We start from the raw sequence: 13000 nt of genomic DNA on the forward strand, positions 1-13000 counted from the left end.
CGGCATTCTCGGGGATCGGCTCAGACGTGTCGCGTCGGATCGCTGCTGTGGTGATCGGACTCATGCCCCGCATGGTGGCTTTCCGGCAGCCGGCTGGTCGGGCGCTCGATCATCCGGCGGACCCTGGGCGGCCCCTCGCCGCGGTGCAGGGCGCGCAGTCGCTCGGGGACGTCGGCATCATCGCGGGTGATGCGGCTGCTGTGGCGCAGGTAGTCCATCCAGGTCGCAGTCTTGAAGCGCTCGATCCACAGCCGGGGATCATTGAGGTCGCGCAGCAGGGCCCACTGGTGGGCGCCGTCACGGCGGCGGATGCGCCGGCGCTCGGACATGGCATGGAGGAAGGGCACGATATCGGCTTCCTCGATGATCCACTCAACGGTGACTACGACCGGGCCGGTACGCGGCTGAACCGGCACCTCGGTCGCAGGCTCGCGAAACTGACGCAGCGGGTCGAGGTTGCGCTGCCCCGTCTGTTCGAGCGGCAGAAGCAGGCCGAGCAGGGCGCTGAGCACGAGGGTCACGGCGGCGCCGGCCAGCGCCACCGGCAGACCCTGCCCTTCGGCCACCCCACCCCACAACCAGCTGCCGCCGGCCAGGCCGCCAAAAGCCGCCATCTGATACAGCGAGAGCGCCCGCGCCACCACCCAGCGTGGCGCCGCCAGCTGCACGGCCACGTTGAAGGTCGACAGGGCCAGCACCCAGCCGGCTCCGGCGACCAGCATGGCCAGCGCACACAGCCAGAGGGCAGCACTGCCGGCAGCCATGACCAGGGCCAGGGCAAACCCCAAGGTGGCCACGCGCACAAGCGACTCGGTGGACATCCGGTCGCGCAGGTTGGCGCTGCCGAGCGCCGCCAGCACCGCGCCGATGCCGAAGGCGCCAAGCAGCAGCCCGTAGTCCAGCGCGCCGCCCCCCACCAGCCGCGAGGCGATCGTCGGCAACAGGGCCAGCGCAGCACTCGCACCAAGGCCGAAGGTGAGGCTGCGCAACAGCACGGTCCGGATCGCCGGCGACAGGCGCACATAGCGCACGCCCGCGCCCATCGCCGACAACAGCGGTTCGCGCGGAAGCAGGCGCGGCTCGTCCACCGGCCGCCAGCGGGCCAGCACGCCGATCAGTCCGAGATAGCTGAGTGCATTGACCGCGAAGGCCGCCGCCGCGCCGACCAGCGCCACGATCGCGCCACCCAGCGCCGGACCGAGGCTGCGGGCGAGATTGAAGCCCATGCTGTTGAGCGATACGGCCGAGGGCAGCTGCTGGCGCGGCACCATGTCCTGGACCAGGGCCTGCCATGCCGGGGCGTTGAACGAGTTGCCGCAACCGATCAGGAAGGTGAACAGCAGCAGCAACCAGGGGCTGATCCAGCCCAGCCCGGCGCAGACCGCCAGCGCTACCGACACGAGCAGCATGAAGGCCTGTGCCGCCAGCATTACGCGGCGGCGATCCCAGCTGTCGGCGACGGCGCCGCCGAGCAGGGCGAGCAGGACGATCGGCAGGGCGACCGAGGTCTGCACCAGGGCCACCATGTCGGCCTGGCGGGTCAGCTCCAGCATCAGCCAGGCGGCCCCCACAGATTGGATCACGCCGCCGAAACTGGACAGCAGGCTGGCCAGCCAGATGTTGCGGAAGACCGGCAGGCGGAAGGGGGCTAGCGCGGCCGATCGGGGCTCCATGGGCGGCATTCTAGGCGGGCCGGGCCGAACGCGGAGCGAACGGCGCTGCGCTGCCGGCGGACACCCCCGGCTCCCTACCCATCCTTCGGCTGCCCCAGCGAGCGGGACCGACCGGCGGGGCCGGCGCTCAGGCCGGCGTTTTCCGCTTCGGCTTGAGCATGGTCCCGGTGCATCGGGGCGAGCCGCATCGGCAGGCCCAGATCTTCTTCAGGCGTGGCGTATGGCGCTCTTCCAGGGTGATCCCGTAGTCGTAGGACAACTCCTCGCCGGCCTTGATCTCGCGCAGCGACTCGATGATCACGCGGTCCTTCTTGCGCCGGCCCTTCTCGTCCTCGTAGAGCACGGCCTGGCAGTTGGGATCGCAGCTGTGGTTGATCCAGCGCGCCTTGTTGCCATCGACATTGGCGTCGATGATCCAGTCCTCGTTGAGCGTGAACAGGAAGGTGTGGCCGGTATCGGAGCCGCCGGCATAGAGCCGGTCGGCCTTGTCGTGGCTGATCCGCTTGCCCTTGTACTCGACCAGTTTGACGCCGGCAGGCAGGTCGCAGGCAGCAAACACGCCATTGCCGTGTATCGGCGAACTTCGCGCGATGAGCTTCTTCTTCGCCTTCATTCGCCGCCCTTGCCGGCGCGGGCGAAGATGAGCGACTGGCCGTCGCGCGTGCCGAGCGTCAGCCGGTCGCCGTCGATCGCGGCGCTCTCGATCTTGGCCAAGGCGTCGAACAAGGCGCGCTCGGCGTCCATCCCCGGCCCGATGCAGGCGCGCTTGCTGGCCACGATCGGACCCAGCTCGAGCTTGCCCCCTTCGACCCTGGCCTCGGCCGAGAACTGATTGCAGCCGGAGTCGCCGCTTAGTCGATCATTATCGAAAGCAATGTGGATGGCGCCCTCACGGGCCGCCTTCAGTGCGCCCAGACTGCTGTCTTCAAGTGCCCAGCGGGTGCCGGCCGGCAGCTCCGACAGGCCCTCGCTGCGTCCGGCAGGCGCAGCGCAGGCGCCGAGCGTGGAAATGGTCATCAGTGCACCCAGCATGGCGGCGGCGAATCGCATGGTTGGCTCCCGGTGGCAATCGTCGCCGATGTTAACGCGCCACCGGGAGAAGCGGGGTTGCGCTCAGCAGCAGCCGTGGTCACCGAAGCTGACCTCGCCCTCGGCCACGCCCACGCCCCGGGTCAAACCCTTCTCGGAAGCTTCGTAGTGCTCCTTCAGCACATGCGCCACGCTGGCCGTCACCCGCTTGCCGGTCGGGATATGCAGGAACTCGTTCGGCCCGTGCGCGTTGCTGTGCGGGCCGAGCACGCCGGTGATCATGAACTGCGCACCGGGGAACTTCTCGCCGAGCATGCCCATGAACGGAATGGTGCCGCCCTCGCCCATGTAGACCGCCGGCGCGCCGAAATGGTTGCGGCTGGCCTGGTCGATGGCCTGCTCCAACCACGGCGACATCGCCGGCGCGTTCCAGCCAGTCGAGGACTTCTCGAGGCTGAACTCGACCTTGGCCCCATAGGGCGGGTCGCGCAGCAGGATGTCGGTGAGGATGCGGCCGGCCCGCTCGCCGTCCAGGGTCGGCGGCAGGCGCAGCGAGAGCTTGACCGCGGTATGCGGGCGCAGCACGTTGCCGGCGCTGGACAGGGGCGGCATGCCGTCGACGCCGGTGACCGACAGGGCCGGCCGCCAGGTACGGTTGAGGATCAGCTCGCGCAACTGGCTGTTCATCGGCCGCATGCCGGGCAGGAAGGGGAATTTCTCGTAGACGTCCTTGTCCAGCACCTTGGCGGCGCGGTCGGCCTGGACGATGCGCTCGACCGGAATCTCGACATGCAGATCGTCGACGATGATCCGTCCGCTGCCCTCATCCTCGAAGCGCGAGAGCAGCTGGCGCAGGATGCGGAAGCTCGACGGCACGATGCCCGAGGCATCGCCGGAGTGCACGCCTTCCTCCAGCACGCTGATCTTCAGGTTGCCGCCAGCCATGCCGCGCAGCGAGGTGGTGCACCAGAGCTGATCGTAGTTGCCGCAGCCGGAATCGAGGCAGACCACCAGTGATGGCCGGCCGATGCGCTCGGCGAGGTGATCGACGTAGTACGGCAGATCGTAGCTGCCCGACTCCTCGCAGGCCTCGATCAGCACCACGCAACGCGCGTGCGGGACGCCCTGCTCCTGCAGTGCGCGGATCGCGGCCAGCGAGCCGAACAGGGCATAGCCGTCGTCGGCGCCGCCGCGACCGTAGAGCTTGTCGCCCTTGATCACCGGCTTCCACGGACCCAGGTCATCGGCCCAGCCGGTCATCTCCGGCTGCTTGTCGAGATGACCGTAGAGCAGCACGCAATCCTCGTTGTCGCCCGGGATCTCGATGTAGATCAGCGGGGTGCGGCCCTCGAGGCGCACCACTTCGATCTGCATGCCCTTGATCGGCTGCGTCCTCGCCCAGCGCTCCATGAGCGAAACGGCGTCCTCCATATAGCCGTGCTTGACCCAGTCGGCGTCGAACATCGGCGACTTGTTGGGGATGCGGATGTAGTCGACCAGCTGGGGAACGATCTCGCTGTCCCACTGCTCGCCGACGAAACGATCAACCTTGCTGCTGTCCATGGCGCGGGCTCCTTGAGGGAATGTCCCAGTTTACCGCCTGCCCGCGGACGACATAGGAAATTTCCGACCCCATGGCGCGCGCCGGGCCTACACACGCTGGCGCCGGCGACGGATACAGACGGCGAACGCTGACGCGGACACTGACCCCACTGGCCGAGCTGGCCAGCGCCCTCGGGGGCTTAACCATCCGTTCGACACAAGGGGAAACACCATGAGCACCATCAAGCAGCTGATTCTCGCCGCCCTCCTCGCCCTGTCCGCCACCGCCGCGTTTGCGGCCGGCAAGGTCGACATCAACCGCGCCAGCGCCGCGGAGATCGCCGCCGCCATGAACGGCATCGGTCTGGCCAAGGCCGAGGCGATCGTCGCCTACCGCAGCGAGAACGGCCCGTTCAAGAGCATCGACCAGCTCGCCGAGGTCAAGGGCGTCGGCCTCAAGACCGTCGAGAAGAACCGCGAGGTGATCGAGGTGCGCCCGTCCAAGCCCGCCGCCAAGCAGGCCAGCTGAGCATCATTGCGGGAGCATCGGGGCGGTCCGCAGGACGCGGGCCGCCCCGACGCTGCTCCGGGGCGTCATCGCGCATCGCGGAGCGCGCCGTCCACGACCGCTACACTAGCGGCCTCCAACGAGGCTGCCATGATCCTTCCCCGCTACCGTATCGATGCTTCCACCATTCCCGGCGCCGGCCAGGGTGTTTTCCTTGCCGAGCCGATCGCTGCCGGCCGGGTCCTCGTCGCCCCGGACAACATTCCTTCGGTGTTCTCCCTGCAGGAGATCGAGCACCGGCCCGACCGTGACGCCGCACTGCCGGCCAGCGTGCGCTGGTTCGAGGATCGGTTCACCGTCAGCCTGGACTGGCCGGACGAGTGCTACATCAACCATGACTTCGAACCCACCGGGCTTTGGCACCTCGGCTTCGTCTTCGCCGCCCGTGATCTTGCCGAGGGCGAGGAGGTCACCGTCGACTACCGCCACCTGCTGGGCGAGGGCCAACGCGAAGAGTTCCTCGATGCGCGTAGCGGCGAGCCGATCATCGGCTGGTCCTGGGCCGAGAGCCTGCGCCGGTCCAGCCACGAACTGGCGCGGCTCAGCGCAGGCTGATGCGCTGCCTGCGAATCCCCTCCTTCGAGTACCGCCGGGACCGCTGGCGCAACGGCCGCGGCTGGACCCGTGAAATCCTCTGTGAAGAAGGCGAGAATTGGAGCCTGCGCTGCTCGGTGGCCGAGATCGATCAGGATGGAGAGTTCTCCCGGTTTCCCGGTCGCTGCAGGCTGATGGCCCTGCTCCAGGGCGAGGGCCTTCGGCTTGACTTCACCGATGCACCGCCCATCGATCTGCTGCCGCCCCACGGCCGCGCCAGCTACCCGGGCGACGCCGAGGTCAGTGCGCGGCTTCGGGCCGGCCCGTGCCACGCCCTCAACATCATCTACGACCCCAACCGCTATGAGGCCCAGCTGCTGCACCGTCCACTGGTCGGGCCGATGGTCTTCTTCGCCGAGCGCGACGTCCGCTGGCTGATCTACGTGCTCAGCGGGCGCGCGGCCGGACGCCACGGCGAAACCGGTGCCGAGGCCGAGGTCGGCGATAGCCTGCTGCTGGATGCGGGCGGGCAGCCCGACGGGCGCTTTCTGCTCGACGGCGGCGGGGAACTGCTGCTGGTCAGGCTGCAGGCGAAGCGTCCGGTTCCTTGCGCAGGGCCCTGAGCGCCCTGACGTCGACCGGCCGGATCTCGGCGATCCGGCAGCGCTGGGTATCGACGTGGACCACGTCGAAGTTCTGGAAGACCCGCTGCCCGGTGGATGACAGGCCGATGCTGGTGGCGTAGTCCAGGCCGAAGCAGGGCTCGCGGACCTCGATCAACCAGGCCTTGTCGATCTGGGTCCACACAGCCACGTGCTTGCGCCCCAGCGGCTCCCAGCGGTCAAGCCGCCAGAAGTGGAAGGATTCGACCGGCTCACCCGCCACCGACTCGATCTCGGCCAGCCGAGCCTCCATGCGCTGCAGCGGCGGAGTGCTGCTGCAGGCCCAGAGCAGTGTGCACGAGAGGACCAACAACAGGACGCGTACGTTCATGGCAATGCTCCAAAGGGGCCGTATCGCACCGTGTGACGAACCAGCGCATCGCATCGTTGCACCCACGGGCCTCGCGCAAGGCGCGCGTTCAGCGAGGATTTCACCCTCCGCAGCGCATCATGCGCGCCCGCCGCGATGGCAGCCGACCTCGCGACCTGCGCATAATGCAGCCCCGCTGCCGCACGGACCCCAGCGGCCCTCGACCGGGCCGCGCGCCGACCCTGTGCGCCCCAGGAACTACAACGACGAGCCCGCATGACGTTTCCTGTTGCTTCGCTCTTCCGCTGCAGCCTGCTTGGCCTGGCCACCCTGACCGCCCTGCCCGCCTCCGCCGCTGATGAAGAGGCGCACATGCCGTGGCGTGCCAGCATCGGCAGCTCGTACAGCACCGTCGGCAATCTGGCGCCCTTCCTTGGCTTGCACAAGCCGTTCGCGCGCTGGCGCGACTATCGGATCGAGGCTGCGGTCGGTGTCATCGGCAAGCACCCCAAGGCGGAATCTGTCGACCGCGAGCACATCGGCTGGGTCGCCCTGGGCCTTGCGCGCAACTTCGGCCGCTGGGAAGCCTCGTTCTCGGTCGCGGCCAGCTATCCTCAGACAACCGCCCTGAGCAGCGTCGGCCAGTTCCTGACCCAGGTCAGCTATCCGCTGGCCGAAGGCTACGCCTTGCGCGTCGGGCACATGTCCAATGGAAGCCTGCACGGACGCAATCGCGGCGAAACCTTCTTCGCTCTGACGATCGATCTCTAGGGAGACTCTGAACAAGTCCAGCGCCCCGCGCCGGAGGTTGTGCAGCCGGCCAGCAAGGCGCGCGGCGCAGGGCGTGGTGGTGCCACGGCCAAGACGCGCAACACAGCTGGATGGCTGCACAATCCTGGCCCGGAGGGTTGCCACGGTGTGCGCCCGCACCTGCGTTGGCCACCTTGAACCTGGCACCACCACGTCCTTCGGCGTCCGCCTTGGTGCGAACGCACACCGCGGCAACGCGGGGCACAGGACTTATTCAGAGGCTCCCTAGTGTCCTGTCCCGGAAGTACGTTGTTGAAGTCGCGACGCGGATTCGACAACGTACTTCCGGGACAGGACACTGGTCTTCGCAGCGCTGCCGATCAGGGACGACGGGGTGCGGCGCTGCGCTGGAGCCTGACCAGTCGGGTGAACTCGGCGCCGAACACGCTGGCCATCTGGCGCACGGCGAGGAACTGTCGGGCGTCGGTCTGCGCCGCCCCTTCTCCTGCATCGGCCCACCAGAATCCCATCGGCCGCTCGCTGGCCTGGATGGTGGCGATGATGAAGCCCCCAGCAGGCGGCCAGCCGGACAGCGCTTCAGGCAGCTTGCCACGCACGCTGTCCACCTGGCTCGGCGTGATCAGGTAAGCCGCGCGCGGGTCGGCGATCAGCCGCTCCAGCAGCGTCCCGTCAAGGGAGGACAGGCTGGTCGACCTGACCGCGGAGGCATCGCTGAACCCCTGGGTGAAGTAGACGGCAGTGCGATCGGGCTGGCGCATGCGCAGAAACAGGGCGAAGCGCGGCAGACCCGCGTCAACCAGAAATGCGGCGGCGGCGCGCAGAAACTCCGGCAGGGCCGAGAACCCCTGCGCACGGCAGCGCTCGGGAAAGGCTGCCGCGGCCGGCCCGGACCGCTCCACAGCCTGCCCCGAAGCCGGCCGGACCTGCTGTGTGCGCCGCCTTGCGGCAGGCGGCGCTGGAGCAGATGAAGCAGTAGCAGCTGGCGACGCAGCCCGCGATGCGGGCGGCTGCGACACGGTGCGCCCGGCCGGGATGCGGATCAAGCGCGCCGCAGGCGCCAGCAGGCCGCGGGTGTAGAGAGTCTCGCCACTGGCCTCGATGGCGGCCCGATGCAGGTCGTTGAGCACGCCGTCGGCGGCCCGATTGAGGCAGGTCGCAGCCGCGCCGACCAGGCGTCGGCAACGTGTCGAATGCCAGCCCACCTGGGTTTCGAGCGCCAGGGCATAGGCCAGGGAGCAGCTGACCAATGGCTCCCGCAGCACCCTCGCCAGCTGAGGAGGCAAGGGCTCGGGGATGTCGTCGGCCCGGGCACGGCGCGCAGCAGCGGCCATCTGAGCTGGACTCAGCCGGGCACGCCCCGCCATCGACCTGGCGTCGACGAAGCCCAGGTCTTCGAGATGAAGCACGTTGAGCGCATCGAGATCGAAGCCGAGCACGCTGCGCTCGACCGCCTGGCGCCTTTCCCCCGCGACCACCCGGCGCTCGATCTCGCGGGCGAGGTCTGTGTCGACCAGGGGCAGCTTCCACCGGGCGACGCCCAGCAGGGCGGTGATCCACATGCGCTGCTCGGCATCGGCCACCCGCCCGTGGCGCATCCAGCGGGCATGGAACAGGCAGGCCAGCCGACTCGTCGCCATGGCCTGAAGCGCGCGCAGGTGGTCCGGTTTGCCCGGGTCCAGGTGGCCTGCCTGCCAGCGCTGCATACGCAGCTTCAGCGCGTCGCTGCCAAGCATCCGCAGCACATGCTGCAAACCGCTCAGATTGGCGGCGATCCGCGGCGATCGGCAGGCCTCAACCATCAGCGAGAGCGCCACCGGCAGGTCGAGCTCGATGCCCGGCTGGACGGCATCGAGGTCCGCAGCGTCATCGCGCAGCGCCTTCCAGGCCGCCGCATCCGCGACGGCTGGCAAGCTCACGCCGAGCAGGCGCTTGCGCCAGACAGACAACGGATCGGCGTTGGGCGCGGGCACGGCGGACGCCATCGGGATCTCCGGCGGTTCGGTGGAGTCCCTGCCAGTCTAGCCCGTCGCCACGGCGAGGTCGCCGCGCATCGGCCCAGCCCTCGCTACGAGTCGGGTCTTCCGGCCTACGCCGCCCAGGGCGCCGCGAATGCGGGGGCCGGCCGGGGCGGCGCCTGCCGGTCTGCTACACGTTCGCGGCACGCCAGGCGGCAATCAGCCCGGCCTCGCGTTCGCGACTCATGCCGGCGCGCGGGTTGGCCTGGCGTTCCGGCGGCAGGCTGCCATACCAGTCCATCAAATCGGACACGGTGTCGGCGAGCGGACGGAAGCTGAGCCCTTCGCCGACCGCGCGCCGGATATCGATCTGCGCAAAGCCCAGGCTCTCGCCCTCGGCGGGAAACCAGATCGGCAGGTCGCCGCCGAACTGCACCTTCTGCTCGCGCAGGAAGCCGGTCGGCACGCTGACGAAGCTGGCCTTGCCGCCCAGCGCGACATTGAGCTGGTCGAGGAAAGCCCGGGTCGACAGCGGACGAGCGGGACCGGTTGCATGGAAGATGCCGGTGCGCCCGCGCTCGACCATGCGGATGGTCCACTCGGCAAGGTCTCGGGCATCGATGAACTGCAGCGGATCCGAGCCGTCGCCCGGCATCAGCACTTCTCCGCCCTCGGCCACGCGCCGCGGCCAGTAGGTGAAACGATCGGTTTCGTCGCGGGCGCCCACGATGTAGCCGGGGCGGATCACCGTGACCCGTCCCGGGAACCAGCGCTCTGCCTCGGCTTCGCAGGCTGCCTTGAGCGGGCCGAACAGCTCACCCATGTTGGCGATGAGGCTGTCCCGGGTCTCCTTCAACGGGTCCTCGCCGGTGTAGACGGCGAGCGGCGCGTCCTCGCGCATGCCGGCCGTCGAGGTGTCCCGGTAGACCGAGATCGACGAGATGTAGACGTACTGGCCCACCTTGCCCTTGAGCACCTGTCCGGCATCGCGGACCCAGTGCGGGACGCTGGTCGGGTTGTCGATGCAGACATCCCACTCACCGTCCTCCAGCGCCTTGAGATCGCCGGTCTCACGGTCGCCGTGCAGTTGCACCACCTCGCCCGGCCACTCCGGCGAGGGGCGCTTGCCGCGATTGAACAGGGTGACGTGATGGCCTCGGGCCAGCGCATAGCGGACCTGGGCGGGCCCGGTGAAACCGGTGCCGCCGAGGATCAGGATGCGCAGCTTGCGCGGCGGTGCCTCAGCCATCGCCCGGCGCAGGGGCAGCGGCAGAAGGCCGGCGCCGGCGGCAATGGCAGCGGCGGCAAGCAGTTCACGACGTGTGCTGGGCATTCGAGATCTCCGTGTGCGGCAGGGGGGTGTCGGGGGTGGATTCGCGGGTTCTGCGCTGGTAGGCGCGGCCGAGCCACCAGGCCAGCGCCAGCCACAGCAGGGACAGCGGGGCCGCGGCGCCCAGCGCCACGCCGGCCACGCCGGCGCCCAAGGCCAGCAGGCCCGTATGGGTCCAGGCGCCGAGCTGGTCTCCGGCGCGGAACACGAAGGTGTCGACCAGATTCTTGGCCTTGAACCGGGTCTCGCGCGACAGCGGGAAGTAGAGAATCTCGCGCGCCGGCACCGACAGCGCGAAATGGGTGGCCCGGCGGAGCGCCTGGAAGGCAATCAGTACGCCGATGCCCGGCGCCAGCCCCAGTGCGACGTAGCCGACCGTCGAAAGCAAGGGCAACAGGCACAGGGTCAATGCCACGCCCAGCCGCGCGAGCACGCGTGAGCTGAGGAACACCTGGGCCAGCAGGGTCAGCGCGTTCGACCACAGGTCGACCTGCGCGAACAGGCCGGCACGCTCGTCCCGGCCGGGCAACAGCTCGGAGATGATCTGCGCCTGCAGGAAGTACAGAAAGGTGGAACCGATGGTGTAGAGCGCCATGAAGCCGCACAGGGCCAGCAGGTAGGGCGAATGGAGGGCTTCGCGAAAGCCGGCCAGGGTCGAACCGCCGATCACCTCGGCGCTGCGAACGCGCTGTTCGGCATCATCCTCCTGGCGGCAGGCGAGCAGGCCCCGCGCCGCACGCAGGGCAAACTCCAGCAGCAGCGCGGACACCAACAGCATGCCGCCGGCACCCAGCGCCTCGACCAGCAGGGTGGTCGCCGCCGCACCGACCAGGGCGCCCAGCGTGCCGCCGGCGGCGACCAGCCCGAACAGCCGCCGCGCCTGCTCGCGGCGCAGGCAGTCGATCAGCAGGGTCCAGAACAGGGAGACCGCAAACAGGTTGAACAGGCTGACCCACCAGTAGAAGGCGCGTCCGATCCAGACCTGCCGATCCTCGGCCATCGATGCGAGCAGGCCAAAGAACACCAGCAGGCACAGCATCAGCGCGCGATAGCAGATCGCCAGCAGGCGTGTGCGGTCGACCCGCGCCACGGCCGCGGCGAACAGCGGGTTCAGCAGCAGGGTCAGGACGAGGGTGCCGAGGAACATCCAGGGAAGCTGCTCGATGCCGCCAGCGACCCCCATGGCATCGCGGATCGGTCGCAGCACGTAGTAGGCGGCCAGCACGCAGAAGAAGAAGGCCATGGCCAGCGCGGCTACCCGCCCCTCGCCGGGACGCAGGTTGGCCAGGGCGTGCAGAGGACCGGATCGGGTTGTCTCGGGGTGGGCCATGTCTGCGCGGGTCGAGGGAACGGGCAGAGCCTCGGCGCGCCGCTGCGCCGGCCCATGCGCAATCAGTCATGGGCCGCGCCGAAGCGAGGACCCGGCACGCCCGGACGTCGGCGTTGACCGGCCGCGCGGCGCTCGGCACACTGCCGGCGCATGGCGAAGACCCCTCCCCCGCCCAAGGACGACCATCCGGTCGCGGACTTCGAGCGCTCCCTCGACGAGCTGGAACAGCTGGTTCAGAAGCTCGAGAGCGGAGACCTGTCCCTGGATGAGTCACTGAAGGCCTACGAGCGCGGCATCGCCCTGTACCGCGGCTGCCATGGCGCGCTGGAGCAGGCCGAACTGCGCGTCCGCATGCTCAGCGATCCCGAGAATCCGGACAGCGCCGTCCCGTTCGATGAGCGCTGAGTCCGGCGCGCGCCTGCGCGCGCTGAGTGAACGTGCCGAGGCGCGCCTCGATGCCGTTCTTCCTGCCGCTGACGATACGCCTGAACGCCTCCACCAGGCGATGCGCCATGCCGTGCTCGGCGGCGGCAAACGGCTTCGGCCATTGCTGGTCTACGCCGCCGGCAGCGCGCTGGGCGCAGAGCTCGACCGGCTCGATGCCGGCGCCTGCGCGGTGGAGCTGATCCACGCTTACTCCCTGGTCCACGACGACCTGCCGGCCATGGATGACGACGACCTGCGCCGTGGTCGACCCACCGTCCACGTGGCCTTCGACGAGGCCACCGCCATCCTCGCCGGCGACGCCCTGCAGTCGCTGGCCTATTCGGTGCTGGCCGGCGCGCCGCTGCCTGCCGAGGTGCGGGTGTCCATGCTGGCCTGTCTGGCCGAGTCCGCCGGTGCGCCGGGCATGTGCGGCGGCCAGGCCATCGACGTCGAGGCCGTGGGCCGCGAGCTGGACCTTGCCGCCCTCAAGGCCATGCACGCGCGCAAGACCGGCGCCCTGATCCGGGCCGCGGTGCGGCTTGGCGCCCTCGCGGCCGGTGCCGGGCCGCAGCGCCTCGGCCATCTCGATCACTATGCCTCGGCGCTGGGCCTTGCCTTCCAGATCAAGGACGACCTGCTCGACGTCGAGTCCGACAGCGCCACCCTCGGCAAGACCGCGGGCAAGGACGCCGCGGCCAACAAACCGACCTATGTCGCTGCGCTAGGCCTCGACGGCGCGCGCCGGGCCCTGGACGCCGAACTGCAGTCGCTTCACCGGGCATTGTCGCGGCTGGACTGCGACACCTCCCTGCTCGCCACGCTTGGCGAGATGGCCGCCCAGCGCAGTCACTGAGGCGCCCGGCCGGGCCA

The 13000-nt window shown here is 69.4% G+C and carries 14 protein-coding genes; 6 read left to right on the forward strand and 8 right to left on the reverse strand.

Features of this window, described 5'->3' with window-relative positions; all coding sequences use genetic code 11:
• Positions 1-20: 20 nt before the first annotated feature.
• The 4 genes from M0G41_RS10295 to M0G41_RS10310 form a co-directional block, all read right to left on the reverse strand.
• Positions 21-1673, reverse strand: a complete 1653-nt coding sequence (locus tag M0G41_RS10295) for an MFS transporter (RefSeq protein ID WP_248209006.1) — start codon at positions 1671-1673, stop codon at positions 21-23.
• Positions 1674-1800: 127 nt separating this feature from the next.
• Positions 1801-2286, reverse strand: a complete 486-nt coding sequence (locus M0G41_RS10300; protein ID WP_248209007.1) for an SET domain-containing protein — start codon at positions 2284-2286, stop codon at positions 1801-1803.
• Positions 2283-2723 (reverse strand): META domain-containing protein, encoded by a 441-nt coding sequence (locus M0G41_RS10305; RefSeq protein ID WP_248209009.1) that lies wholly within the window; start codon positions 2721-2723, stop codon positions 2283-2285. Before M0G41_RS10305 ends, M0G41_RS10300 begins: the two co-directional genes overlap by 4 nt.
• Before the next feature lie 63 nt (positions 2724-2786).
• On the reverse strand, positions 2787-4265 hold the full coding sequence (locus M0G41_RS10310; RefSeq protein ID WP_248209011.1) for a M20 family metallopeptidase: 1479 nt from the start codon (positions 4263-4265) through the stop codon (positions 2787-2789).
• A 211-nt stretch (positions 4266-4476) separates the two neighbouring features.
• On the opposite strand from M0G41_RS10310, the gene M0G41_RS18825 reads away from it, so the two are divergent.
• The 3 genes from M0G41_RS18825 to M0G41_RS10325 all read left to right on the forward strand — a co-directional run bounded on the left by M0G41_RS18825 (position 4477) and on the right by M0G41_RS10325 (position 5969).
• Complete coding sequence (locus tag M0G41_RS18825) at positions 4477-4773, forward strand: ComEA family DNA-binding protein (RefSeq protein WP_343226480.1); 297 nt, start codon at positions 4477-4479, stop codon at positions 4771-4773.
• Positions 4774-4902: 129 nt separating this feature from the next.
• Positions 4903-5367 carry an SET domain-containing protein-lysine N-methyltransferase gene (locus tag M0G41_RS10320; protein WP_248209012.1) on the forward strand — a complete coding sequence of 155 codons (465 nt, stop codon included), beginning with the start codon at positions 4903-4905 and terminating at the stop codon, positions 5365-5367.
• Entirely contained in the window at positions 5367-5969 is a 603-nt protein-coding gene (locus M0G41_RS10325; protein ID WP_248209014.1) for a HutD/Ves family protein, read from the forward strand. The genes M0G41_RS10320 and M0G41_RS10325 overlap by 1 nt, the downstream gene beginning before the upstream one ends.
• On the opposite strand, the gene M0G41_RS10330 is transcribed toward M0G41_RS10325, so the two are convergent.
• On the reverse strand, positions 5926-6339 hold the full coding sequence (locus tag M0G41_RS10330) for a DUF6491 family protein (protein WP_248209016.1): 414 nt from the start codon (positions 6337-6339) through the stop codon (positions 5926-5928). The genes M0G41_RS10325 and M0G41_RS10330 overlap by 44 nt on opposite strands.
• 255 nt (positions 6340-6594) lie before the next feature.
• On the opposite strand from M0G41_RS10330, the gene M0G41_RS10335 reads away from it, so the two are divergent.
• A complete protein-coding gene (locus M0G41_RS10335) occupies positions 6595-7089 on the forward strand; it encodes a hypothetical protein (RefSeq protein ID WP_248209017.1) in 495 nt (164 codons plus the stop codon).
• 359 nt (positions 7090-7448) lie between these two features.
• On the opposite strand, the gene M0G41_RS10340 is transcribed toward M0G41_RS10335, so the two are convergent.
• The 3 genes from M0G41_RS10340 to M0G41_RS10350 all read right to left on the reverse strand — a co-directional run bounded on the left by M0G41_RS10340 (position 7449) and on the right by M0G41_RS10350 (position 11704).
• Entirely contained in the window at positions 7449-9071 is a 1623-nt protein-coding gene (locus M0G41_RS10340; RefSeq protein ID WP_248209019.1) for a hypothetical protein, read from the reverse strand.
• A gap of 163 nt (positions 9072-9234) precedes the next feature.
• Positions 9235-10377, reverse strand: a complete 1143-nt coding sequence (locus M0G41_RS10345) for an NAD-dependent epimerase/dehydratase family protein (protein ID WP_248209021.1) — start codon at positions 10375-10377, stop codon at positions 9235-9237.
• Positions 10358-11704, reverse strand: a complete 1347-nt coding sequence (locus M0G41_RS10350; RefSeq protein ID WP_248209023.1) for an NTP/NDP exchange transporter — start codon at positions 11702-11704, stop codon at positions 10358-10360. Before M0G41_RS10350 ends, M0G41_RS10345 begins: the two co-directional genes overlap by 20 nt.
• A gap of 150 nt (positions 11705-11854) precedes the next feature.
• Between M0G41_RS10350 and M0G41_RS10355 the strand changes: the two genes are divergently transcribed.
• Both M0G41_RS10355 and M0G41_RS10360 read left to right on the forward strand, forming a co-directional pair.
• Positions 11855-12109, forward strand: coding sequence for an exodeoxyribonuclease VII small subunit (locus tag M0G41_RS10355; protein ID WP_248209025.1), 255 nt, complete (start codon positions 11855-11857; stop codon positions 12107-12109).
• On the forward strand, positions 12099-12983 hold the full coding sequence (locus M0G41_RS10360; protein ID WP_248209027.1) for a polyprenyl synthetase family protein: 885 nt from the start codon (positions 12099-12101) through the stop codon (positions 12981-12983). Before M0G41_RS10355 ends, M0G41_RS10360 begins: the two co-directional genes overlap by 11 nt.
• The last annotated feature ends 17 nt before the right edge of the window (positions 12984-13000 follow it).

Origin of the sequence: Pseudomarimonas salicorniae (assembly GCF_023156535.1) — a bacterium.
Lineage (GTDB): Bacteria > Pseudomonadota > Gammaproteobacteria > Xanthomonadales > Xanthomonadaceae > Pseudomarimonas > Pseudomarimonas salicorniae.

Bases quoted from the DNA above. Each gene is read 5' to 3' on its own strand.
- M0G41_RS10295 (WP_248209006.1), bottom strand. From the start codon at position 1,673: ATGGAGCCCCGATCGGCCGCGCTAGCCCCCTTCCGCCTGCCGGTCTTC.
- M0G41_RS10300 (WP_248209007.1), bottom strand. From the start codon at position 2,286: ATGAAGGCGAAGAAGAAGCTCATCGCGCGAAGTTCGCCGATACACGGC.
- M0G41_RS10305 (WP_248209009.1), bottom strand. From the start codon at position 2,723: ATGCGATTCGCCGCCGCCATGCTGGGTGCACTGATGACCATTTCCACG.
- M0G41_RS10310 (WP_248209011.1), bottom strand. From the start codon at position 4,265: ATGGACAGCAGCAAGGTTGATCGTTTCGTCGGCGAGCAGTGGGACAGC.
- M0G41_RS18825 (WP_343226480.1), top strand. From the start codon at position 4,477: ATGAGCACCATCAAGCAGCTGATTCTCGCCGCCCTCCTCGCCCTGTCC.
- M0G41_RS10320 (WP_248209012.1), top strand. From the start codon at position 4,903: ATGATCCTTCCCCGCTACCGTATCGATGCTTCCACCATTCCCGGCGCC.
- M0G41_RS10325 (WP_248209014.1), top strand. From the start codon at position 5,367: ATGCGCTGCCTGCGAATCCCCTCCTTCGAGTACCGCCGGGACCGCTGG.
- M0G41_RS10330 (WP_248209016.1), bottom strand. From the start codon at position 6,339: ATGAACGTACGCGTCCTGTTGTTGGTCCTCTCGTGCACACTGCTCTGG.
- M0G41_RS10335 (WP_248209017.1), top strand. From the start codon at position 6,595: ATGACGTTTCCTGTTGCTTCGCTCTTCCGCTGCAGCCTGCTTGGCCTG.
- M0G41_RS10340 (WP_248209019.1), bottom strand. From the start codon at position 9,071: ATGGCGTCCGCCGTGCCCGCGCCCAACGCCGATCCGTTGTCTGTCTGG.
- M0G41_RS10345 (WP_248209021.1), bottom strand. From the start codon at position 10,377: ATGCCCAGCACACGTCGTGAACTGCTTGCCGCCGCTGCCATTGCCGCC.
- M0G41_RS10350 (WP_248209023.1), bottom strand. From the start codon at position 11,704: ATGGCCCACCCCGAGACAACCCGATCCGGTCCTCTGCACGCCCTGGCC.
- M0G41_RS10355 (WP_248209025.1), top strand. From the start codon at position 11,855: ATGGCGAAGACCCCTCCCCCGCCCAAGGACGACCATCCGGTCGCGGAC.
- M0G41_RS10360 (WP_248209027.1), top strand. From the start codon at position 12,099: ATGAGCGCTGAGTCCGGCGCGCGCCTGCGCGCGCTGAGTGAACGTGCC.